The organism is Chitinophaga alhagiae, from assembly GCF_003568665.1.
Taxonomy (GTDB): domain Bacteria; phylum Bacteroidota; class Bacteroidia; order Chitinophagales; family Chitinophagaceae; genus Chitinophaga; species Chitinophaga alhagiae.
This window is the reverse complement of record NZ_QXMH01000002.1, coordinates 1,034,714-1,057,939: the sequence shown is the minus strand read 5'-3', so window position 1 is coordinate 1,057,939 and position 23,226 is coordinate 1,034,714. Positions and strand designations below refer to the sequence as shown.

General features: G+C 53.8%; 23 protein-coding genes. 7 read left to right on the top strand and 16 right to left on the bottom strand.

Annotation, left to right across the window (positions count from 1 at the left end):
• Positions 1-201: 201 nt before the first annotated feature.
• Positions 202-834 (bottom strand): WbqC family protein, encoded by a 633-nt coding sequence (locus tag D3A97_RS15190; RefSeq protein WP_157986564.1) that lies wholly within the window; start codon positions 832-834, stop codon positions 202-204.
• Positions 835-1,176: 342 nt separating this feature from the next.
• Between D3A97_RS15190 and D3A97_RS15185 the strand changes: the two genes are divergently transcribed.
• On the top strand, positions 1,177-1,632 hold the full coding sequence (locus tag D3A97_RS15185) for an LEA/WHy family protein (RefSeq protein WP_119079319.1): 456 nt from the start codon (positions 1,177-1,179) through the stop codon (positions 1,630-1,632).
• Positions 1,633-2,038: 406 nt separating this feature from the next.
• Here D3A97_RS15185 and D3A97_RS15175 read toward each other — a convergent pair whose 3' ends face one another.
• Together D3A97_RS15175 and pyrE are read right to left on the bottom strand one after the other, a co-directional pair.
• Positions 2,039-2,416, bottom strand: coding sequence for a heavy-metal-associated domain-containing protein (locus D3A97_RS15175; RefSeq protein ID WP_119079317.1), 378 nt, complete (start codon positions 2,414-2,416; stop codon positions 2,039-2,041).
• A gap of 53 nt (positions 2,417-2,469) precedes the next feature.
• Positions 2,470-3,135: an orotate phosphoribosyltransferase gene (gene pyrE, locus D3A97_RS15170; RefSeq protein ID WP_317126381.1), complete on the bottom strand. Its 666-nt coding sequence runs from the start codon at positions 3,133-3,135 to the stop codon at positions 2,470-2,472.
• Between the two features lie 59 nt (positions 3,136-3,194).
• On the opposite strand from pyrE, the gene D3A97_RS15165 reads away from it, so the two are divergent.
• A complete protein-coding gene (locus tag D3A97_RS15165) occupies positions 3,195-3,779 on the top strand; it encodes an NUDIX hydrolase (protein ID WP_157986563.1) in 585 nt (194 codons plus the stop codon).
• 3 nt (positions 3,780-3,782) lie between these two features.
• Positions 3,783-4,511 (top strand): class I SAM-dependent methyltransferase, encoded by a 729-nt coding sequence (locus tag D3A97_RS15160; protein ID WP_119079314.1) that lies wholly within the window; start codon positions 3,783-3,785, stop codon positions 4,509-4,511.
• Here D3A97_RS15160 and D3A97_RS15155 read toward each other — a convergent pair.
• From D3A97_RS15155 to D3A97_RS15140, 4 genes are read right to left on the bottom strand one after another with little or no spacing between them, the layout of a single operon-like run.
• A complete protein-coding gene (locus tag D3A97_RS15155) occupies positions 4,495-4,932 on the bottom strand; it encodes a hotdog fold thioesterase (protein ID WP_119079313.1) in 438 nt (145 codons plus the stop codon). The genes D3A97_RS15160 and D3A97_RS15155 overlap by 17 nt on opposite strands.
• A gap of 12 nt (positions 4,933-4,944) precedes the next feature.
• Positions 4,945-5,427 carry a pantetheine-phosphate adenylyltransferase gene (gene coaD / locus D3A97_RS15150; RefSeq protein WP_119079312.1) on the bottom strand — a complete coding sequence of 161 codons (483 nt, stop codon included), beginning with the start codon at positions 5,425-5,427 and terminating at the stop codon, positions 4,945-4,947.
• A gap of 12 nt (positions 5,428-5,439) precedes the next feature.
• Complete coding sequence (locus D3A97_RS15145) at positions 5,440-6,006, bottom strand: RsmD family RNA methyltransferase (protein WP_119079311.1); 567 nt, start codon at positions 6,004-6,006, stop codon at positions 5,440-5,442.
• A complete protein-coding gene (locus tag D3A97_RS15140) occupies positions 5,994-6,872 on the bottom strand; it encodes a DUF3822 family protein (protein WP_119079310.1) in 879 nt (292 codons plus the stop codon). The genes D3A97_RS15145 and D3A97_RS15140 overlap by 13 nt, the downstream gene beginning before the upstream one ends.
• Positions 6,873-6,971: 99 nt before the next feature.
• Here D3A97_RS15140 and D3A97_RS15135 point away from each other — a divergent pair, with 99 nt between their 5' ends.
• Positions 6,972-8,306: an MATE family efflux transporter gene (locus D3A97_RS15135; RefSeq protein WP_119079309.1), complete on the top strand. Its 1,335-nt coding sequence runs from the start codon at positions 6,972-6,974 to the stop codon at positions 8,304-8,306.
• A 104-nt stretch (positions 8,307-8,410) separates the two neighbouring features.
• Here D3A97_RS15135 and D3A97_RS15130 read toward each other — a convergent pair whose 3' ends face one another.
• The 5 genes from D3A97_RS15130 to D3A97_RS15110 form a co-directional block, all read right to left on the bottom strand.
• Positions 8,411-9,166: a tetratricopeptide repeat protein gene (locus tag D3A97_RS15130; RefSeq protein ID WP_157986562.1), complete on the bottom strand. Its 756-nt coding sequence runs from the start codon at positions 9,164-9,166 to the stop codon at positions 8,411-8,413.
• A gap of 43 nt (positions 9,167-9,209) precedes the next feature.
• The gene (locus D3A97_RS15125) at positions 9,210-9,566 is read right to left on the bottom strand and encodes a dihydroneopterin aldolase (protein WP_119079307.1); all 357 of its coding nucleotides are present in this window, start codon (positions 9,564-9,566) and stop codon (positions 9,210-9,212) included.
• A 67-nt stretch (positions 9,567-9,633) separates the two neighbouring features.
• Positions 9,634-10,581: a thioredoxin-disulfide reductase gene (trxB, locus tag D3A97_RS15120; RefSeq protein ID WP_119079306.1), complete on the bottom strand. Its 948-nt coding sequence runs from the start codon at positions 10,579-10,581 to the stop codon at positions 9,634-9,636.
• A 35-nt stretch (positions 10,582-10,616) separates the two neighbouring features.
• Complete coding sequence (locus D3A97_RS15115; RefSeq protein ID WP_157986561.1) at positions 10,617-11,501, bottom strand: DUF4249 domain-containing protein; 885 nt, start codon at positions 11,499-11,501, stop codon at positions 10,617-10,619.
• Between the two features lie 165 nt (positions 11,502-11,666).
• Positions 11,667-12,524, bottom strand: a complete 858-nt coding sequence (locus tag D3A97_RS15110; RefSeq protein WP_109698810.1) for a sigma-70 family RNA polymerase sigma factor — start codon at positions 12,522-12,524, stop codon at positions 11,667-11,669.
• Positions 12,525-12,915: 391 nt separating this feature from the next.
• On the opposite strand from D3A97_RS15110, the gene D3A97_RS15105 reads away from it, so the two are divergent.
• Positions 12,916-13,929, top strand: a complete 1,014-nt coding sequence (locus tag D3A97_RS15105) for a threonine aldolase family protein (protein ID WP_119079304.1) — start codon at positions 12,916-12,918, stop codon at positions 13,927-13,929.
• A gap of 78 nt (positions 13,930-14,007) precedes the next feature.
• Here D3A97_RS15105 and D3A97_RS24855 read toward each other — a convergent pair whose 3' ends face one another.
• Together D3A97_RS24855 and D3A97_RS15095 are read right to left on the bottom strand one after the other, a co-directional pair.
• Positions 14,008-14,622 (bottom strand): hypothetical protein, encoded by a 615-nt coding sequence (locus tag D3A97_RS24855; protein WP_232825994.1) that lies wholly within the window; start codon positions 14,620-14,622, stop codon positions 14,008-14,010.
• A gap of 387 nt (positions 14,623-15,009) precedes the next feature.
• Complete coding sequence (locus D3A97_RS15095; protein ID WP_198674008.1) at positions 15,010-15,555, bottom strand: hypothetical protein; 546 nt, start codon at positions 15,553-15,555, stop codon at positions 15,010-15,012.
• A 417-nt stretch (positions 15,556-15,972) separates the two neighbouring features.
• Here D3A97_RS15095 and D3A97_RS15085 point away from each other — a divergent pair, with 417 nt between their 5' ends.
• On the top strand, positions 15,973-18,669 hold the full coding sequence (locus D3A97_RS15085; protein WP_119079301.1) for a valine--tRNA ligase: 2,697 nt from the start codon (positions 15,973-15,975) through the stop codon (positions 18,667-18,669).
• A gap of 52 nt (positions 18,670-18,721) precedes the next feature.
• Positions 18,722-19,204 (top strand): hypothetical protein, encoded by a 483-nt coding sequence (locus D3A97_RS15080; protein WP_119079300.1) that lies wholly within the window; start codon positions 18,722-18,724, stop codon positions 19,202-19,204.
• 85 nt (positions 19,205-19,289) lie between these two features.
• Here D3A97_RS15080 and D3A97_RS15075 read toward each other — a convergent pair whose 3' ends face one another.
• Positions 19,290-20,342: an AI-2E family transporter gene (locus D3A97_RS15075; RefSeq protein WP_119079299.1), complete on the bottom strand. Its 1,053-nt coding sequence runs from the start codon at positions 20,340-20,342 to the stop codon at positions 19,290-19,292.
• A 10-nt stretch (positions 20,343-20,352) separates the two neighbouring features.
• Positions 20,353-23,145 (bottom strand): TolB-like translocation protein, encoded by a 2,793-nt coding sequence (locus tag D3A97_RS15070; protein ID WP_157986559.1) that lies wholly within the window; start codon positions 23,143-23,145, stop codon positions 20,353-20,355.
• Positions 23,146-23,226 lie beyond the last annotated feature (81 nt).

Below are 23,226 nucleotides of genomic sequence, written 5' to 3'. Positions count from 1 at the left end.
TCGTTTGACCAGCAAAATCGGTTGCAAATCTACTATTTTGTTCCAATGCATTCCCAAAAAATTTCCATCTTTTTTATGGAAGGGAGTAAGTTTATTTAAACAACTGTATAACAACAGTTTACAAACAATTAACTACAGCAAAAATTAAATCTATGGCAGGACATTCCCCGCTGGTGGCCCCGTTTTACAACCCCTTCATAATCACGTCAATAGTTCAATAGCCCTTTTTCCTTCACAAAACAACAAGTCCAGGATGCTAAGGTTCGGGAAAAAGCCGGTGCGTTCCCCAAAAACCTGGGCATATACGGGCGCCCCGTCTGGCGCCGGCTGGCCGGGCTGCAGGTGGTCTCTCCTGTCCAGCACGCCCGTAGCGGGGTCATAGGTTTTCTCGAACCGGTCTGTAAGGCTGATCTCCGGGGAAATGCCCAATACCTGGTTAGCCCACTGGAGGCAGGCCATATTCCAGTCCAGCAGAAAATCGAACCTCCGGGTGTAAAGCTCTTCCAGTTCATTTTCGAAATACTCGAACCAGGGGGAACGGCGGTAGGCCGACGTCAGGGTTTTCCAATGGAGGGCCTGCCAGTTTTCCTGATTGCTGATACGAACGTCCTTCATGATAGTCCGCTGATTTTTTCCCTTGGCCAGGGGAACGCTTAAAAGGATGGTCCCGTTCGGTCCGGCCACGTAACAACGGTTGCGAAAACTGACCTTCTGGTAGTGTTCATATCTCTCGATCTTTAATATGTTGACCTCAATTAAAGTTTTATAAAATGAAATTGGTGGAAAGTATTGAGATTCAATAAGTAAAGTTTTGTTATTGTATCCTTCTGTCATATCGTCATAATTAAATTGAAAAGTCTGCAAAATCCTTGAAAAACGCCCTGTTATAATTAAATGTTAAGCTACAGTTACAACATGTTAATATATTGAAAAACAGCCTATAGAATGATTGTAAATATGCTATTTACTTTAGTAAAAAGTACTTTTAAGCTGAATATTAAAAGTTAACAAAAATACTAAAGTTATTAGTTCCAAAAAGAGTTGATTTTGGCCTGTTTTTACTTAAAGTAAAATTTTAAATAGAGGGGTGCCTCCCAGCCTTCCGGATGCCAATCTTTAACTTCTTATTTGGTTGGAGTTTTGTAGGTTTGGGGGAATTTTAAAAATCGCCGTTCAATGAAAAGATATTCCTGGGCCATGGTGATATTCCTGTTATGGGGTACCCTCAGCTCCTGCGACAAGATGAAAGACCTGGAGTTTCTCCGGGTAGCGAGCTTCGATTTTGACGCCCTCGGGTTCTCAAAAAGCACGGTTAAAATGGAGCTGGCCTATTTCAATCCCAACAATTTCTCCCTCCGCCTGAAAGATGCCGAGTTCGATATTTTCCTGGACGATACCAAAGTGGGGCATTCCCTGCAGGATACCCTGATAGAGATCCCGGCCAGGGATACCTTCTATTTTCCGGTGAAGCTGGAGGTGGAAATGGGCAATGTTTTCCGGAATGTGCTGGGGGCCATGACCAATAAGGAGGTGACCATCAAAGCGGCGGGCAACTGCAAAGTGGGCAAAAAAGGGGTTTATCTGCCCTTCCCGATCAGGTGTGAAACGAAACAAAAACTGGATTTCTTCTGAGAAAAGGGCGGTCTGCTGCCTGGCCTGAAATAAACCAGAAAACCGGCTCTTCCTACAAGGGGAAGCCGGTTTTCTGGTTTTTGTGGTGCGCCGATGCGGGGAATGAAAACGAAATATGGAGCCGGTTTTTCAGCGGGAAGAGCCGGTTTTTGTGTTTTGGGGGATGCCCCAACGCGGGGAATGAAAACGAAATATGGAGGCAATTTTTCAGCAGGAAGAGCCGGTTTTTGTGTTTTGGGGGATGCCCCAACGCGGGGAATGAAAACGAAATATGGAGGCAATTTTTCAGCAGGAAGAGCCGGTTTTGTGTTTCAGGAGGATGCACATTGACTGAAAATACCCACCCGCGCACATAAAAAAACCGCCCCGGGGGAATACCCGGAGCGGTCAAGTTCTTCTGGAAAAGCTATCCCTTTTTCTTGGGTGGCGGGCCTCCGCCGTCTTCCGGTTTCTGGCAACATTTGGGTAGTTCCTTGTAAGAATCCTCGTTCGCCGTTACATCGTCCGCATCATATCCCACATTGGCAATGGCGGTCTTGATATTCTCAACATTGGTACGGTCTGTATAGTATTTCACCGTTGCTTCTTTCTTCTTCACGTCTACCACCATGGATTTGATCCCTTCCTCCCGGAGAAAATAACGCTGAATGCGGTCTTTGCACATGTTGCACTGCACCGTGGGCACCTTGATCTTGGCAGTGGCCAGTGTGCCCTTCTTTACCTGGCCCATTGTTACCCCTGCCCCGGCGAGCAACAGCAACAGCATTAATTGGATTGTACGCATAGCAAGTCTTTTTTAAACCAACACAATATACTATTATAAAATTAAATATGTTCCTATTTTCCCCATACGTCCGGGGCGGTACGCCAGGCTTGCAAAGTGCTCTGCTCCTCCGCGGATACCTGCCCTTTTTCTACCGCCAGCTCTATCAGGGCGCTGTAGTTGCTCAGGGATCTGAAGGGCACGCCGGCCGCTTCAAAGGCTTTTACCGCTACCTCAAACCCGTAGTTGAAGATAGACACCATGCCTATCACCTCACCACCGGCGGCGCGGATGGCCTGCACGGCCTCCAGGCTGCTTTTGCCGGTAGAGATCAGGTCTTCCACTACTACCACAGGCTGGCCGGGCTGCAATACGCCTTCGATCATGTTGCCCATGCCGTGTTCTTTGGGTTTGGACCGCACGTATATGAACGGCAGCTTCAGCTGGTCCGCCACCAACGCCCCATGGGGAATGCCCGCCGTGGCCACCCCGGCTATCACCGCCGCGTCAGGGAAGGTCTCAAATACCAGGTTGCTCAGTTCCGACTTGATGTAATCACGTACGTACGGAAAAGACAACACCTTACGGTTGTCGCAATAAATGGGAGATTTCCATCCGGAAGCCCAGGTGAAGGGCTTGGCCGGGCTCAGTTTTACGGCCTGTACCTGGAGCAGCTTCTCTGCTACCTGTTTTTCGCTGACATTGTTCATAACGTCGCAAAAGTACAATGAATAATGCAAACGATTATTTTTGCAGGATGGAAATGCCGGTTATTATATATATAAATGAAAGACCTTTATTGCTTACGGGAGACAAGCACCTGCTGCCCCCCGGTTTTGACGGGGCGGCCACCCTCTTCTCGCCCGGCCAGGCGGAAATAGCGCAAACCATTGCCCTGCTGGAAAAAAACCAACTGCCCATGGCGGTGCTCCGCCAGCAGCACGTACCGTCTTTATTTGAAACGGTAAAAGGGCATTTTACAGTATATGAAGCAGCGGGCGGACTGATCACCAACGAAGCCGGCGAGATACTGCTGATGTTCCGCCGGGGCAAATGGGACCTGCCCAAAGGCAAGCTGGACGAAGGAGAAACCCTGGAAGCCTGCGCCCTGCGCGAGGTGCAGGAAGAAACCGGCCTGCAGCACGTCAATATTAGCGGCAAGATCACGGAAACCTTCCATTATTATCCCCTGAAAGACAAAAAAATCCTCAAACAGAGTCACTGGTACCGCATGTTTTTCAGTGGTACGGAGCTGACCGTTCCGCAGATAGAGGAAGACATCCTGGACATTCAATGGATACGCCCCGAAAACCTTGGCAAGTACATGGCCTATTCCTACGAAAACATCCGGGAGGTGTTCCTGAAAGCGGGATATAAACTATGACCTATGAACGCACAAGCCCATTACGACAACCACCTGGCCGCCTTCTACGCCTGGATGAGCGGCAACTTCGACACCAAACAGCAGGAACAGCAGGCCTATTTCACCAACAAACACATTGCCCCCGGCGGCAACGGTGTGGCGCTTGACCTGGGCGCCGGCCACGGCCTGCAAACCGTGTCTCTCGCCAACCTGGGGTTTTCCGTGTTTGCGGTAGACTTTAACCAGCATCTGCTGTCTGAGCTGAACGCGCGGGCCAAGGGCCTGCCGGTACGCACCATCCTGGCCAACCTGGCCAACACGGGCCAGTACGGCATGGACGCAGAGCTGATCGTTTGCATGGGAGACACGCTCACCCACCTGGAAAGCGTGGAGCAGGTAAACACCCTTATTGGGGAATGGTACCGGATGCTCACGCCCAAAGGCAAGCTGGTACTGTCTTTCCGTGACCTCACCCAACCGCTGGAGCAGGAAGAACGGTTTGTACCCGTACGCGCCGAAGATGAGCGCATTCACACCTGCTTCCTGGAATATTTCCCGGGGTATGTGAGCGTGTACGACATTTTACTGGAAAAACAGCAGGGCCAGTGGATACAGAAAGTAAGCAGCTACAGGAAACTGCGGCTGGGCATAGAGCAGGTAAAAATGATGCTGACGGCCGCAGGTTTTATGGTGCAGGACCATGAAGTGATCATGCGCATGCATTACCTGGTGGCGGCTAAGCCTGGCGCTTAGCCAGTATGGCTACGGTGAGGCGGCTCACGCAAACGAGCTTATTATCGTCATCCGTGATCCGGATGTCCCACACGTGGGTACCGGAGCCGATGTGTAACGGCCGGGCCACGGCATGCACATACCCTTCCCGCACGCCGCGTACGTGGTTGGCGTTGATCTCCAGCCCTACGCAGATCTGCTTTTCCGGATCAATAATGAGGGCGGAGGCCACGCTGCCCACGGTTTCCGCCAGGGCGGCGGAGGCGCCGCCGTGCAGCAGGCCGTAGGGCTGAACGGTACGGTGGTCTACCGGCATCATGGCCCGCAGGTAATCCGGGCCTATCTCGGTAAATTCCATGCCGAGGTAGGTGCCCATGGTGTTCTGCGCATTTTCATTGAGCTGGTCAAGAGAAATGTCCAGCGAGAACCAGATTGCCTTCATGATATTGCGGTTTTAACTCTTCTTTTGTTGCTGTATGCTTTTAGCCACCGGACCGGGCAAAAACTGCGCGGCATCTCCCCCGTTCCTGATCACGTCTCTCACCAGCGTGGAGGCAATGGTGGAAAATTCGGGCGAGCAGGTGAGGAAGATGGTTTCCACATCGGGGTCCATTTTCCGGTTGATGTCCGCAATCGCCTTTTCGTACTCAAAATCCGCCACGTACCGGATGCCTCTCAGTATAAAGCGGGCATTCACCTGCCGGCAGAAGGTAACGGTGAGGCCTTCGTAGGAGGTGACCTTTATCTTGGGCTGGTCCTTATAAATTTCCCTGATCCATTCCACGCGCTGCTCCACGGAATACATGGGCACTTTGCCGGAGTTGATGCCGATGCCGATGATCAGTTCGTCAAAAAGCGGCAGGGCGCGGTCAATGATGTCGGTATGCCCGAGGGTCACAGGATCGAATGTACCGGGAAATAAGCAGATGCTGTGCATAGTGTATAAGTATTATTGACCGGCAGAGGGTTTCCTCAGTTCTTCCCGGTTAATGAATATGGAAAATATGGTGGTACCGTAATTCCGTTCCGAGCGGTAGTAGCTGAACTCCTTGTAATTGTTACGCGGCGTGTGTTCCAATACGAACCATCCTTCCGGTTTCAGCAGCTGCCTTTCAAATACTATTTTGGGCAGCTCGTCTATAGTGCCCAGGGCGTAGGGCGGGCCGGCAAAAATAAAATCGAACTGCTCCGTGCACTGCTGCAGGTATTTGAACACGTCCATCCGCACCAGCTTCAACTGTACGCCCAGCAGCGCGGCGGTTTTGCTGATAAAGTCCGCCATGGCCGGGTCTTTCTCCACAATGGTCTGGTCTGCGGCCCCGCGGGACGCCAGTTCGTAACTGATGCTGCCGGTGCCGCCAAAAATATCCAGGGTCTTGAGGGTGGAAATGTCCAGGTTGTTTTCGATGATATTGAACAGCCCGCCTTTGGCAATATCTGTGGTAGGGCGCGTGTGCGGCATGTTAGCGGGCGGATTGATCCGCCGGCCGCTCATGGAACCTCCTATGATACGCATAAGGCCAGTGCATATAAATTATGAAAATGATGCGGGGGCACTTCATTCATCCGGGGAATGTACAGGAAGCCGTCTGGTTTGTGCACCCAGTCCAGCCGGGGCAGAAAGCGGTGCAGCTCGTGATACACCTGCGAGTCTTCCGTGAGGGCGCCGCCCAGCTTCACCTTGGCCTGCAGCTCGCTGAGGCCCAGCTGGCGCAGGGAGTTGACAATGTAATACACCATGTCCAGCCCGCTGCGGTACCCCAGTTGCTGCTGGAGCAGCAGCTTGCCGCCGGCAAAAATGGTGAGGGCAAACTGCATGGGCTGCACTTCCACGTATACCACCCCGTCAGAGAACTGTACTTCGTTGTCTTTCCGGTAGGCTTTGAGCAGGCCGGTGTAGGCATGCATAACGGTATCTGAAGAAAATTCCTTCCGCAGAAAGCCCAGGATGTCTTTATCTATGGCATATACGTTCACAAGGCCCAGCTCCGGCACGGTGTCAAACAGCACGGCCTCCTGCATTTTTTCCAACTGCGCCACATGCAGGTAGTCCCTTTTCAGCTGCGGCTGAAAAAGCGCTTCCGGCACCAGCGTGCTCTCCGGCGAGTCAAAGGCCAGCAGCACCTGTTTGAAGGCGGTAAACAACAGCTTGTCCGCGTCAAAGATCTCTTCTATCATCTCCAGGTCCGCCATAGCCAGCGTTTTAGGCTGGTAGCTATAACTTTTCAGCGCCAGGAACTTGCGTTGCAGGGGAGACAATACGGCATAACTGAACGTGCCACTGCCTACCAGCACCAGCAGGGTGCAGGTGGTCAGGTCCGTTTCCAGCAGGGTGGCGTCATCTATTGCGTATGTGGGTTGTATGGTATATGCCACGGGCATGTATTTCAGTATTGTAAAGCACAATAATAATTAAAATTGTTGAGTTTGGGCGCGAAGGGGCGGCAGCGGGATTTTCGTATTTTTGCCCGCCCTTTTCATATGCAGGTTAACTTAACAAATAAACAGGTGATCGCTATTGCCGCTCCCATCAGCCTCTCGCTGGTGCTGCCGCAGATCAACCACATGACCAATGCGGCCTTCCTGGGCCATTTGGGCGAGTTCCCCTTTGCCGTGAACGGCATTGCGGGTATTTATTACCTGGTGATGCACATGATCGCCTACGGCCTGAACAACGGGCTGCAGGTGCTTTTTGCCCGCCGCGCGGGAGAAATGAACTATGCCGGCATGGGGCGGTATTTTTCCAATGGTTTTGTGCTGGCGCTGCTCTTCTCCCTGTTTGCCATTGCGGTCACTTATACCCTGGCGCCGCTTTTCTTCGGCGGCAGCCTGCATGACCCGCAGATCAGGGAGGCGGCGGTGTCTTTTATCCGCATCCGCATCTGGGGGTTGCCTTTCCTGATGCTGATGGGGCTTTGCAATGCCTTTTACATCGGCACGGGCCATACGCGCCTGCTGGCCATCACTTCCCTTTTCCAGGAGGTGGCCAATATTGTGCTGGACTATGGGCTGATATTCGGGAAGCTGGGCCTGCCGGCGATGGGGCTCAACGGCGCAGCCGTGGCCTCCATTATTGCGGAAGGCATTGGTTTTGTGGCGGCGTACAGCATACTGGTGCTGCTGAAGTTCCCGCCCAGGTATCATCTTTTTGCCCGTCTCAAACCAGACTTTGCGGCCATGCGCAACATTCTCACCATTTCGGCGCCGCTTATTGTGCAGTTCCTCTTCGGCATCGGCAGCTGGCTGGTGTTCTTCATATTTATTGAGCATCTGGGGCAAAGGCCCCTGGCCCTGTCTAACATGATGCGCAGCATCTTTGGGCTGTTCGGCATTTTTACCTGGGCGCTGGCCGCCACCTGCAATACCATGGTGAGCAACCTCATTGGCCAGGGCCGGGAGGCGGACGTATTGAAAGCGGTGCGGAAAATAGCGGGCTTTGCCTTCTTCTGCGCGGCCGCCGTGTGCCTGTTGATCAACCTGCTGCCTTACCAGTTGCTGCGGATGTACACGGCAGATAAAACACTGATCACCGCGGCCATCCCGTCTATCCGTGTATGCACCGCCGTTACCCTGCTTTCTTCAGTGACCGCTGTTACTTTCAACGGTATAACGGGCACCGGCCGTACGCGGGTGAACATGCTGATAGAGGTATCTGCCGTAACCATCTACCTGGTGTATTGCGTGCTGGTGGTAGAACGGTGGCGCAGCCCGCTGCACTGGGCCTGGGGCGCGGAGTTCGTGTACTGGATCATTATGGGCGGGCTGGCGCTCTGGTACCTCCGGAGCGGCCGGTGGAAGGGGAAGGTGCTGCAGTAAAAGGAGATGCCGTATACCCCAATGGGCGCGGAGGTGTTGCAACAAGAAGACAAGCTCCACATCCGGAGTACCCCGCAAAGGCACCGCACGGAATATTGCGGCCCCTACTGCATGGCGTCCAGCAGTTTTTTCATTTCTGCCTTGTACCCCGGGTCATCCTGGTAAATGGGGCGCATCCTCACACCTTTGTTCAGCACTTCCATAGCCTGGGTTTCCTGGTTGTTCTGGCGGTAGGCCAGCGCCAGGTCAAGGTAGTTGAGTATGAAAGAGGGTTTCAGCTTCAGGCATTTTTCATAGGCGGCAATGGCGTCTTCCATGGTGCCGGGGGGTACGCCGCCAAACAATACCTTGGCCGCAGCTTTCTCAATGGAGCCTAAGTTGTAGAGGTCAAAGTTCCATTTGCCCACCAGGTGCCAGGCCTCCCCGTAATCAGGCTTGAACTTGAGGGCCAGGTCCGCATATTTCTTCACCTCCTTGGCCGCCGCCACTTTTTCCTTGGCGCCGGATATCTGCCCGATGCGGGCCCAGGCTACCGCCATGGCGTAGTTGGCCTCCGCATTCTCCGGTTCCACCTTGAGTGCCTCGTAAGCGTATATTTTGGCGTTGTTGAAATACTCCTGTTTGGCCGCTTTGTCTTTCAGCCGGGCCCCTTCCCTGCCTGCCAGCAGGCTGGCCTGGGTAAAAGCCAGCACATGGCCGGGAGACACCTGCAGCGCCTCCTTGTATTTCTCCAGCGATTCATTTTCTTTCATCTGTTTTTCCAGTTGCTGCGCCTGGGCAATGATTTCCTCCACGGTTTGGGCCTTGGCAAAAAGTGAGGCCCAGCAGGCCAAAAGAAGCAGGATGGTTTTCTTAAGCATAGGACGAATTTGTTGGGTGATCCAAAAATAAGTCATATTTATTTTATATCACATATTGTTTTTCCAGCGAAACCACGGAGAAATCCACGTCTCCCCCAAACGGGGGCGCCTGTTTCCGGAGGGTTACCACGGAGGCCTGTACGCCGGGGTATTGTGTTTTGATGGCGGCGGTAATATCGTGCACCACCTGTTCCAGCAGCGCCTGAGGTACCTGCATCGCCTGTTGGGCAATGGCATACAGCCCTTCGTAATTAACCGATTCTGCCAGGGAAGATGGGTGTTCCGGCTCGGGGATGCTCACCTTTACGTCCAGCACAAAATGATTGCCGATCACCTGTTCTTCCTTGTAAAAACCGTGATAGGCGTAAAACCGGATGCCTTCCAGCGCAATGTGGAGCATGTGCTTGCAGATTGTTGGGCTATAAAAAAACAAATGGGAGAAGCGGTACCTCCCCCATTCTTTATGATCAATGTCCTTTTGCAGAGAGGTACCTTTCCGCGTCCAGCGCGGCCATACATCCGCTGCCCGCGGCCGTAACGGCCTGGCGGTATATTTTGTCCTGCACGTCCCCACAGGCAAAAACGCCTTCCACGCTGGTTTTGGTGGTGCCGGGAATGGTTTTGATGTACCCCTGCTCGTCCATGTCCAGCTGGCCGTTGAAAATGCCGGAATTAGGCTGGTGGCCGATGGCCACAAAGAAGGCGTTCACGGGGATCACCTTTTCTTCTTTGGTCTGGCTGTTGAGCACGCGTACGCCTTCCACTTTATTCTCGCCTACTACTTCCAGGGTTTCCGTGTTCCAGTACACCATGATGTTGGACGTTTTCAGCACGCGGTCCTGCATCACCTTGGATGCCCTCATTTCGTGCCGGCGTACCAGCATGTGTACGTTGGAGCAGATCTTGGAGAGGTACAGCGCTTCTTCGGCGGCGGTGTCTCCCGCGCCTACAATAGCGGCCTCTTTACCGCGGAAGAAAAAGCCGTCGCACACCGCGCAGGCAGACACGCCGCTGCCGTTCAGGCGCTGCTCGGAGGGCAGCCCCAGCCATTTGGCGGAAGCGCCGGTAGCAATAATGATAGCGTCTGCCGTGAGGGTCTTTTCCTCATCTATTTCCACTTTATAAGGCTGCGATGAAAAATCCACCTTGGTGGCCATGCCGTAGCGGATGTCTGCGCCCATTCTGCTGGCCTGTTTTTCAAAGTCCACCATCATTTCGGGGCCCTGGATGCCTTCCGGGTAGCCGGGATAGTTTTCCACCTCTGTGGTGATGGTCAGTTGGCCGCCGGGCTGTATGCCCTGGTATAGTACAGGTTTCAGGTTAGCGCGGGCGGCATAGATGGCTGCCGTATACCCTGCCGGGCCCGATCCGATGATCAATACGTGTACATGTTCGGGTGATGTGTTGTTTTCCATGCTGTTGTTTAAACTGTTGTTGGTTTGGTTTCTGATTATTTTGGTATAGTAATGGTCTTGTACGTTACGTTATATCCACCCCAGTAACCCAGCGCGCCGGGAATGTTGCCCAGGGTGCGGGTAGGTGTGGCAAAGGGATTGCCGGTAGCGGTATAGGCAAAGTCTGCCGTTCTCCAGAAATCGTACGTATTATGGTCTACGTTACAGAATTTGAGGGTAACGGTATCTCCGCGCCTGAAATACCCGTACGTGTCAAAATCTATTTGCTGGTTTTTGTCTATCCCCGCGTCCAGCGGCACGTCAAAGGTGGTGCCGTTCACCACGTGGTCGTCAAACACCGAGTTGAGGCCCGGCAGGAAGCGCTCCCGGTTGCGGGAGGTGAAGTACCTGACGTAGTTGCCTCTTTCCGGCGGGTCTGTCACTTTCACCAGCACGCGGGCCTTTTCTCCCAGGTTGCTGTTGCCTGACTGCATCCACCACATGGAATCAAGGCGGAGCCCTGCATCCGGGATGGTGGTAACAGCGCTCAGCGTCTGCCCTTCCGCTTCTATCTTCAGCGTATAGCTGTTACCCGGCTGGCCGGCAAAGGCGCTGTGAAACTGCGCGGTATCTACCGTATAGTAGTACAGCGCAATGCCGTTGGTGGTATCTGTACGGTACTCTCGCAACTGGTGCGTTTGTACGCCGCTGGATACGGTCACTACCGCATCGTGCACAAAAGACGCCAGCAACTGCTCCGGGGTGATCCGGGAAAAGTAATTGAGGCTGCGGCTGATGGTCACCATGGGGAACCGGCCGTTCTCAATAACGCCTTCCACTACCAGGCGGTCTTCCCTGCTTTGCAGGTCTACCGTAACTTCCTTTTCACAGGCTGTGCCGGTCAGGAAGATCAGCATCAGCGGAATGTATGCCTTTTGCATAGGATTGCAAAAATAAAGGGTTGGGAGGAGAATTTCGAATAAGGTATGATGAAAGGCGTCTATACGGTTATAGACACTACCTATAGGCATAAAAAAAAGCATCCCGCCTGTTCATAGGGCGGGATGCTTTTATCCCAGATTCGAAAGAATTAAAATTTAAACCAATTATCCCAGATAGGATTTCAATGCGCCGCTATAGCGGGCTTTTTGCAGCCTTTTGATGGCCCTTTCCTTGATTTGGCGGATACGTTCCTTCGTCAAATCGTATTTCTGTCCTATTTGTTCAATTGTTGCGCCGTTTTCACCATCCAGACCAAAGTACGCGTTCACAATTTCCGCTTCGCGGGGGCTCAGGGACTTGAGCACGCGGCGGATCTCTTCACGAAGGGAATCTTGCATGACATCGTCATCGGTCACATCACCGCCTTCCAGCAGGTCGCCCATGGCCACGTCTTCCGCTTCATGCACGGGTGCATCAAGAGACATGTGGCGGGTATTGCTCTGGAAGATATTGTTGATCTCCGACTCAGACATTTCCAGGATCTCTGCCAGTTCCTCGGTAGAAGGCTCACGCTCGTTCTCCTGCTCAAATGCCATGTAAGCTTTATTCGCTTTGTTGTAAGTGCCGATCTTGTTTTGCGGCAGGCGGACAAGGCGGCCCTGCTCTGCCAACGCCTGCAGGATGGATTGACGTATCCACCATACCGCGTATGAAATGAATTTAAAACCTTTGGTTTCATCGAAACGCTGTGCGGCCTTGATCAACCCTAAATTGCCCTCGTTGATGAGGTCGCTGAGGCTTAAGCCCTGGTGTTGATACTGTTTGGCCACGGAAACAACGAAACGAAGGTTTCCTGTAGTTAATCTTTCGAGAGCCCGCTGGTCGCCCATTTTGATGCGCTGAGCCAGTATGGTCTCTTCCTCTGGAGTTAACAAGGGGATCTTCGAGATTTCCTGCAGGTATTTTTCTACCGCCTGCGAATCACGATTGGTGATCTGGGTGGCAATTTTAAGTTGCCTCATATTTTAAAAGTATTGGTTTACGAATATTATACTAACAGCCGAAAGATAATTTTGTTGTAACATTTAAATGGTATATCTTACACGGTTGCGAAATTAGCCTGCAAAGATCGTGCTAATCCCCCACTCTTCCAAATATGACAACATGGCTGCGGATGGGTTACGACCGACCGGGGTAAGACGCGCGTTACTCGTTCACTATCAATGGTTGCGCACTTTGGAAAGCCAGTCTCTATGCCTGACTTCCTTAAACAAAGTACTCCATATAAACGGATTTTTATAGCGTTTTCGTCAGTATTTCCGGCGCTTTATGTAAATTTTAACAATTGAAAAATAATCATATTCGGATTAAAAACTTCTCTAATTTATTTCACCCGTTATTGCAAAATATTTAATGGATTACAGGAGCGACACCTTTACGAAACCCACCCAGCCCATGCTGGAAGCCATGCTGCGGGCGGATACCGGAGACGATGTTTTTGGCGAAGACCCTACGGTGAACAAACTGGAAGCCATCATGTCAGCACTTTTTGGCATGGAGGCGGCCCTTTACTGCCCTTCCGGCACCATGAGCAACCAGGTGGCCATCAAAGTACACACCCGGCCGGGAGATGAAGTGATCTGCAGCTCGCTGGCGCACGTGTACATTTACGAAGGGGGCGGCATAGCCTTCAACGCCGGCGCACAGGTGCGCGCGCTGGAAGGAGACCGCGGCATGATCACCGCGGCGGCCGTGGAAGCCGCCATCAATCCGGACGATGTTCACAAGGCCCGCACCTCGCTGGTATGCCTGGAGAATACCTCCAACCGGGGCGGCGGCTGTTGTTATGACTTTGAGGAAATACAACGGATACGCAACGTATGCAACAACCATGGCCTGCAGCTGCACCTGGACGGCGCCCGCCTCTTTAACGCCCTGCTGGCCACCGGCCAAACCGCCCGGCAATACGGCGAAGTGTTTGACAGTATTTCCGTTTGCCTCAACAAGGGGCTGGGCTGCCCCATCGGCTCCGTGCTCATAGGCAGCCAGGCTTTCATCCGCGAAGCGCGCCGCGTGCGCAAAAAATTCGGCGGCGGCATGCGGCAGGCGGGGTACATGGCGGCTACCGGCCTCTACGCGCTGGAACATCATACAGACCGCCTGGCGGAAGACCATGCCCACGCCAAAAGAATTGCCCGCGCCTTGCTGGAACGGGAGTTTACCGGCCACATGCTGCCCGTGGAAACCAACATCCTCATTTTCGAGATAAAATCGCCCTGGAGCCCCGTTACTTTCCGGGATTACCTGGCCAAGGAAGGCATCCGCGTAATGGCCATCTCTCCCACGCAGGTACGCATGGTGACCCACCTGGGCGTTACGCCTGACATGGTAGACAAAACGGTGGAAGTGATACGGACCATGTCCTGACACGGGGGTTAACGCAACAGCGTGTGCCGGAGGAAAGCCAACACACGCCGGAGGCAAGCTCCTGCCAACCGCAGCGGTTTAATCCTGGAAACCGTAGTGTTTCAGCACGGCTTCATAATCCTTCACGTCTACCGCCGGCGCCTGTTTTCCCAACGGTATAATGGAAGACGCCGGTACCACAAAGATGCGCACGGTGTTGAATATCACTTCCGTATTGTAGGCAGTGCCATCCGGCTGCTGCAGCTTCAGGTTGAAGCCATACAGGCCCATATTGCCGCCTACCTGCACCAGATTATACACGGCCCAGTACGCATTGCCCGGCCCCGGGCCCGGTATGGGATACCACGTACCTGAGTACTCGCCCGCGGGGTTATAGTAGCCCAGCACCATGCAGGAATCCATCCGCGCTTTCGGCAGGTTGGTGAGATGCAGCTGGTAGCCGATCTTAACTTTAACATTCTTGAAGGTATACAAGGTCACATTGGCATTACCCGGCGCGCCCTGCTGGCCGGCGGGGCCTGCGGGACCTTGCGGGCCGGTTGCGCCGCCCGGGCCTTGTGGGCCTTGCGGGCCGGGGGCTCCCGTATTACCCTGCTGGCCTGCGGGGCCGGCAGGGCCTTCTTTGGAACATGCTGCTGTCAGAAGAATTACAGATAAGCCTGCGAGATAAAAAATGTGTTGCAAACGTTTCATGTGTTTGAGGTTAAGCGTGATCATTTTTTCTTTACGGGGTTAAAACTACGGTGCCGTTTTCTCCGCCGGGGCCGCGGATTAACCTTTCACGGAAACGGGTTAATGAAAAGCTGCTGCGGGTGTAAGTGGCTGACCGGCGGGAGCCTGTTACAACTCCTGGATACCGACATGCTGAATGAGGAAGGTGTAAGTGGCTGACCGGCGGGAGCCTGTTACAACTGCAGGTTGCAATGGTCTGACAAGTAGCTGTGAAGCCGGCTGTAAAACAACCGGCCTGGAAAAAAAGCCTGCGCTGGGAAAGCACCCGCCCTCCGCGGCCGTTCCCCGGTACAAAAAAAATCCCTGCCGCTACAAACGGCAGGGACGTACAGTGCAACAGTTGCAGGTTTACTCAGGCAGGTTATAATACGCTTTTACAGCTTCGTAATCCTTGTAATCCACCGGGGCTTCGGCGCGGGCCTGGGTGCCGCCGGGTATCAGCATGTAACGGAAATCCGCATCGCCAAGGGGTTTCACCAGCTTCACAAAATCTATAAAATTGCGGACGGTGATCTGGCCGGGCACTACGGAAAAATCTACCGAACCGATATTGGCGTTGAAGGTGTGCGCCAGCGGGTACACCACGAGGTTATAACGCATGTATACCAGTACCGTACCGTTACCCAGCAGGTTGGCGGTGAGGGCGGGCGCCGCTACTACCGTGGTGGAAGCGGTGGTATTCACATTCACCCAGTCGGCATTGGTTTTCTTTATCCACCCGGAGTAGATCACATTGGCGGTACCGGCGTTACCTTGCGGCCCCTGGGGACCGGCGGGGCCTTGGGCGCCCGGAGCGCCATTGGTACCATTGGTGCCATTAGTGCCGGCTGTACCGGCAGGGCCCTGGGGGCCTTCTTTGGAACAAGCTGAAGCGAGGAGTACAACAAACAGCATTGGAATTAACTTTTTCATGAACTTTTTTACTTTGTTTGATGATGTTGAAATAAATATCGGGGGCGAAGATAGCGGCGCCCGCAGCAGGCTTTCCCGTCAAATGATCGGATAACGGGTTTTCTTTAACCGATGGGGGTTGCAGTTTAACAGACGTTTTTTATTCGCACCGGGGAGAGCGGCTTCGGAAATATATACCAGCGCCACAGGCAACCTCTTCAGGCGCCCAGCCGGGAATACCTTCCGGAATATGCGCCTCGCGCCGCACAGGCCCTGCACTCCCCCAAAAAACTGCCGCCACGCCGCGCAGGCAGGCAAAAAAACGCCGCCGGGCGGCCATTTCGGGGCCGGTAGTGGAAATACTGGCCAGATTCAATATTTTTGCAATCCTGTAAAGAAATCGCATATATTATATACAGCATGGAACTTTCGAAGAATTATATCCCTGCCTCGGCAGAAGACAAGTGGTACCAGTACTGGATGGACAAGCAATATTTCCGCTCCGTTCCCGACGGGCGGCCTCCGTTCACCATTGTTATACCTCCGCCTAACGTTACGGGCGTGCTCCACATGGGCCATACCCTCAATGAAACCGTGCAGGACATCCTGGTGCGCCATGCCCGCATGAGCGGCTTCAATGCCTGCTGGGTACCCGGCTCGGACCATGCTTCCATTGCCACCGAAACCAAGGTGGTGAACATGCTGAAAGAAGAAAAAGGAATAGAAAAAAGCCAGCTCACCCGCGGGGAGTTCCTGCAATACGCGCATGAGTGGAAGGAAAAATACGGCGGCATCATCTACCACCAGATCAAAAAACTGGGCTGCTCTGTAGATTGGGAGCGGGTCAACTTCACCATGGACGATCACTATTACAAAGCAGTGATCAAGGTATTCGTAGACCTGTACAACAAAGGCCTCATTTACCGCGGCGCCCGCATGATCAACTGGGACCCCAAGGCCAAAACCGCGCTCAGTGACGAGGAAGTGGAATACAAAGAGCTGAACGGCAAGCTGTACCACGTACAATACGCCGTGGTGAACGCCGCCGGCGAAGCCACCGGGGAGTTCATCACCATTGCCACCCAGCGCCCGGAAACCATCATGGGCGATACCGCTATTTGCGTGAACCCGGAAGATGAACGGTATGCGCACCTCAAGGGCCACTATGCCATAGTGCCGCTGGTAAACCGCAAAGTGCCGGTGATATTTGACGAATATGTAGACAAGGAATTTGGTACCGGCGCGCTGAAAGTAACGCCGGCGCATGATATCAACGACTACAACCTGGGCCTCAAACACAACCTGGAGGTGGTAGACACGCTGAATGAAGACGGTACCCTCAGCGCCGCGGCCGTGGTGTTTGTGGGAGAAGACCGTTTCCGCGCCCGTAAAAAGGTAGTGGCCGCCCTGCAGGAGCAAGGCCTGCTGGTAAAAGAGCAGGAGTACGCCACCCGCCTCGGGTACAGCCAGCGCAACCCTGATACGGTAGTGGAACCGCGTATTTCCACACAGTGGTTCGTGAAAATGGCAGACCTGGCGCAGCCTGCGCTGGAAGCGGTAACAAGCGGCGATGTGAGGATACACCCCGGGGACCGCTTCATGGCCACCTACAAATACTGGATGGAGAATGTGAAGGACTGGTGTATTTCCCGCCAGCTCTGGTGGGGCCAGCAAATCCCCGCCTGGTACGATGAAAGCGGGCAATTTGTAGTAGCTGAAACGCATGAAGAAGCGCTTCGCCGTTATGCGCAGCAGTACGGCGCCACGCGGGAATCTCTCCGGCAGGATGAGGATTGCCTGGACACCTGGTTCTCTTCCTGGCTCTGGCCCATGGAAGTGTTCCACGGCATCAGCCAGCCCGGCAATGCGGATATTGAGTACTACTATCCCACTTCCGTACTGGTAACCGGCCAGGACATTATCTTCTTCTGGGTGGCCCGCATGATCATGGCCGGCCTGGAATACAAACAGGAGAAACCCTTCAGCGACGTATATTTCACCGGCATGGTGCGTGACAAGCTCGGCCGCAAAATGAGCAAATCGCTCGGCAACTCGCCAGACCTGCTGGAGCTGATAGAACGTTTCGGCGCAGACGCCGTGCGCTTCGGCATCATGATCTCCTCTCCCGCCGGTAACGACCTGCTGTTTGACGATGCGAGCTGCGAGCAGGGCCGCAACTTCAACAATAAAATGTGGAACGCGCTGAAGCTGGTGAAGATGTGGACACCGGTAGAAAATACCGGCGCCGCCGTTCCGGAGTTTGCCGTGGAGTGGTTCGAGAACCGTCTCAACGAAGTGCATGCCGAAGTGGAGAAACTGTTTCAGGACTTCCGCCTGAGCGAAGCCCTGAAAGCTATTTACAGCCTCATCTGGGACGATTTCTGCAGCTGGTACCTGGAATGGATCAAACCCGGCTTTGAGCAGCCCATCAACGCAGGCGTGTACGAAAAGACCATCAGCTTCTTTGAGCGGCTGGTACAACTGCTGCACCCCTTCATGCCTTTCGTAACGGAAGAACTGTACCACCTGCTGCGCGAGCGCAAGGCGGGAGACGACCTGGTGGTGCGCCAGTTTGATCCTGTAAAATCTGTAGACACAGAGATTCTAGCTCATGGGGCAAATTTGAAAACTTACATAACTATCGTAAATAAAAAAGTTAGGCTGGAGGGGCAATTTAAAAGCTCTGACGTGATAGAAGAATTAGTGGTTCCAGATGAACTCATTGGATTTTATTCAAGCATTATGCTGATAATTCAAAAACAGCTAAATGTAAGTACAACAACAACAACAACAACAACGAAAAGGCCTATCGATGAATCTACACCAACAACCGCTAGCACAACGTCCGCTACTACCACTACAATGACTACAATACCTGTTTTAGGTTATAAGACACAAGCTTTCACCAACAAAACAATCGATAAAGAAGCTCAAAAAGAACAACTCCTGAAGGAGCTTGAGTATCAAAAAGGCTTTCTGCAATCCGTAGAAAAGAAACTTGCCAACGAACGTTTTGTACAAAATGCCAAACCGGAAATTGTAGAGGCAGAACGCCGCAAACAGTCCGATTGCCTGAACAGGATTCAGAGTATTGAAGAAAGTTTAAAAACTTTATAATTTTAAAGATCGTCCGGCGTTCAATAACCGGACGATCTTTTTATTATCTCCTATGACTAGAAAATGCTTATATCTGGTATGCCTGCTTGGCTGCACTTCCGCCGCCCTGGCGCAAAACAAGGCGGTGAAGAAGCCCGCGCCCGCCAAACAGGCGGCGGAACAGAAAAAGCCCCTTCGTTTCACTACCTCCTGGCACATTTTTCTCAGTGATTCCATTCCCCGCCCGGAAATACTGAAAATACTGGACTCCGCGCTGGTGGTGAGAGACAGCAACAAAAACCGCGTGCCCGTAGTTTCCTTTGATTTTACTTACGAAAAACTGGAGCCTTATATCAATGACACTACCCGCGAAGTACAGATAGCGCGTGACCTCACCGGGGATTCTTTCAGATCCGACCGGCTGTCTGCCGCATGGGTGAACAGGCTGAAGGAAGACCTGGCCAAAGGTGATGTATTGTTCTTCAACAACATCGTTGTCAGCTACCCCGGCAACAAGTTTTACCGCGTGGCGGAGCTGAAGATCATCATCAGGTAAGGGCGGCCGGCCCCCACAGCAATTCCCGGCGCCGCCGCAGTGCCTGTGAGCGATTAGAACGATCTCCCTGAAAACAGCCCTTCCCCTATTCTCCCGAGCCCATCAAAATACCCCAGGGTTTCATGTTCGGGATACGGTCAAAGATGATTTTAAGCAGCGCCATGGCGGGAATGGAAATGAACATGCCCGCAATGCCCCATATCATGCTGCCTATAAATACGCCCAGCAGCGTGATCATGGCGTTGATAGACACTTTAGACCCCACTATCCGCGGCAGCAATACGTTAGCATCCAGCAAATGAATGGCAAACAGGGCCACCACCGCCCATAAGGCCAGCACCGGCGTAGCCGTGGTAAGGGTTACCAGCAGCGTGATGATGATGGTCACCACCATGCCCAGGTACGGGATCACATTAAAAATAGCACCCAGCGTACCCAGCAGCACCGCGTATTGCACGCCCAGCAACAGCAGGGCCGTTACGTTCAGCAGGGCTACCACCACCATTTCAATGAACAGGCCCACCACGTAACTTTTGATCACCACGCGGCCGTGGGCTATCACTGCGTGTACATTGTCCGCATCTTCCCGGCGGAACAGCCGCAGCAGGAAATTGACCAGCAGGCGGCGGTAAAACAGCAAAAAGAAAGTATACAGCGGGATGAACACCAGGAAGATGAGCACGGAAGAAACGGAAGACACCGCGTTCACCACAAACTGGGACACGGTGGCAATGCTCTTGGCCGCCGTCTCATTGATCCACGCGATCTGCTGTGCTGAATCCACCTGGAATTTTTCATCGATCCACAGGGTAAGCGCGTTAGCCTGCTGCATCAATCTTTTTTCCAGTTGCGGCAGGTCTGTCAGGAAAGAAGACATCTGCCAGGAAATAAAATAGATCAGCCCGAACATGCAGAGGATGAACAGCAGCACGGCGAGGGTAGCGGCCAGCCCGCGTGACAGGCGCAGTTTTTCAAGCCCCTGCGCCACCGGCAGCAGCAGTATGGCAAAGATGAACCCGAACGCTACCGGCGCCAGTATGTCTTTGGTGGTACGGAGTATCACCACTATCAGCACCAGGCTCAGCAGCACATGGCTGAGTTTGATATAAAAAGGCGGCTTGTTGCTCACTGGTTTCATGGCAGTTGGTTTAATAAGAAAACAATTGCTGCAGGGGCACTATCACTTCAAACCTGTTTTTCCGCAAAGGGTCTACCGGGTCTGTATGCAGCAGGTGGCTGTAACGCATGCCGAATGTAAAAGGCAGCACGTTCCCCAGTTTGGTGTCGAAAAAAAACTCTCCCCCGGCAGATGCATAAGTAACATCCTGCCTGCTCCGAAAGTTGTAGGCTATGCTGTGGTCATAAAACACGTTCCCGCGCAGCCGCATAAAGTACAGCAGGTTGGCAAAACCCCAGTCCGGGTAACAAATAGGGAAATGATAATTGGCCCCGGCTTTATAGATATGTTCGTAGAAAGGTTTTTCATATCCTCTCGCATATACGAAGTGATCTGTGAAAGCGTACCGCAGCATGGTATCCCGCTGCTGGTACATGCCTTGCAGCACCAGGCTGTGATTGGCGGAAAAGCCCGGCAGGTAAAGGTCCAGGCGGCCCAGCCACTGCTCCGCGGGCACGTTGTTCACCGCCTTGTTGTACCGCAGCTGCAAGATCTGAGCAAAATGCGGGTAGATGTTCTGAAAGGCCCTGATGCGCTGGTTGCTGAAGGTAAAAGCGGCGTCTACGTACTGCACCTTGTCATCCCGGAAGCGGTATTTGGAGCGGGGGGTGCGGGCGCGGCTCAGGTAATGGTAGTTGGCGCCCAGGCTGAGGGAGCGGTAATACTTGCCGGCGCTGAGGTTCAGCGGGATGCTGAAGCCGCCGTACCAGTCCAGCTCGTTCCATTCCAGGCTCACGGTATCACTCACCTGTAGCTTGCGCCGCATGCGGTAATCCGCTCCCGTACGCAGGTAGGGGAACCAGCCGCCGTACAGCAGCGCCGCGCTTACCTCGGGGCTGTTCTCGTTAATGTTGTAAGACGCGCCGGCCGTGGTCTGCAGGGTACTGAGCACATTTTCGCCGTAGAGGTACAGGCCATAGTCCGGGTCATCTATACGGGGCAGCCAGCTGTGGAAATTGAAAATACGGTGCGTTTTAGGGTATTTGCGCACCTCATATTCCCGGGCGGGCACTTTATCCAGTATATCCCCTCCCTCGCCAAAATCGGGCTTTAACCAGGCGTTATGGCCCGTTTCCCGGAAGGGTTGCGGCTCAAGGGGGCTTTTCAGCAGTTTGTAGCCGTCTGCCGTAAATTCACTGTATACAATGCCGCCGCCGGTGAGGGCCATATGCTGCACCCCGTTGGGGCGGCGGGTCACCTGCTCCATGGCGGCGGGCTGGCGGAGAGACAGGCGGTATACATTGTCCGCGTCCCCGAAGGCCGCCGTAAAATACACCTGCTCCCCTTCCACGGCGGCTATGCCGATGGTTTGCACCCGGAAGGGCGCGAGTATGGTTGTTTCACCGGTTGCGATGGACTGGCTGATGAGCGCCATATTACCCGCCTGGTCCCGCACGGCGCTGATGATCAGGCTGTCTCCCGGCGCAAACCTGGGGTAGGTGTAATACCAGTTTTCCCGGTTGGGCAGCTTGCGCAGGATGGCGCCGCTGGCGGCGTCCAGTATTTCAATGTGGTATTGCTGGTTTTCCGTAACGGCCGCTACCGCTATGCTCCGGCCGTCAAATGAAAGGTCTGGCGAAAAGCAGCGGCGCTCGTGGCGCAGGGTGCGGGTTTGGCCGGTGGCCCGGTCATGCACCCGTACCAGGGAATAGTCTTTCCAGCCCCAGCGGGCGCTGTAGCGGCTCTCCGTCCACAGCAGATGGCCGTTGCGGTAGCTGAAATAATCGTCAAAGCCCAGGCCCGGCGCGGTAATGCGGGTTTCCTCCCCGTTTGCGCTGATAGCGTAAAAAGCGGGGATGGTTTTGTAGGAGCGTTTGGATACAATGAGGCCGCCGCTGCCGTCCGCATATACATAGCGGTAGTCTGTATAAGTACGGGTGGCGGGTGTGAGCGTGTCTGCCGGCTGCGGGGCGGCGGCCGGCCAGTGTTGCGTATAGCTGTTCAGGGAGGCCTTGAAGAATGCCGCCGCATTTTTGCCCGTGCGGTGTTTAAGGCTTTGGGAGAAGGGATAGAACAGGCGGCGGTAGCGCACCGCATCGTCTGTTACCCCGTTCCAGAAATCAGGCCCGTATTGCAGCCGGCCGTAACTGGTCATGAGGTAGCCGGTAGCGTAATGGTCAGGCGTAAAGCGGCGGTAAGAGCCGTTGCGCACCTGCATGTAGGAATAGTTCCTGCCGGCCAGGTGCAAGGCCCTGAAGCCGTTGAAAAATGCCGGCAGGCGCCCCCTGCCCTGCTGGCTGAGGGCGGTTTCCGTCACTACGGCGTCTCCTTCCCAAAACCAGTTGGGCACGGCAATATTGGTAACGGCCGCCTGGCCCAGCTCCCCGGACAGGTAGTAGAACACCTTGCTCACCCCCTTGCGGAAGTTGGCGTTCTGCAGCACGTGGCGGTACTCATGCAGGGCCAGCTGGTCTGCCCAGTTGAGGGAGCCTACGTTGTTGCTGGAAGGCGGGGGCGTCATAAAGAACTCGGAACGGAAAGGCCCCAGCTGCACGTACCCGTTAGATTGCAGGGTCTGGTTTTGCAGCACTATGCTCACTTTTTGCTGCAGCGGGCCAACGGAAGCCCGGTGGTACCGGCTTACATGGCTGGTAATATCCGCCACCCGCCGGCCATACGCTTCCATGCCGCGGGGAAAAATTACGCGTACCGTATCTGTATTGATCTGCTGCCATTTCAGGGAGGGCAGGTTGCCGCCAAATTGCTGGGCGGCAGCCTGTTGCGCGAGGCCTGCCGCCAATACGAGGCATAGAACTTTTCGCATATGCGTAACAAATTACATACATTTTTGAAGTATGCCCATTAATTTTCATGTTTCCGGCCGGGCATGCCGGGGTAACAGGCA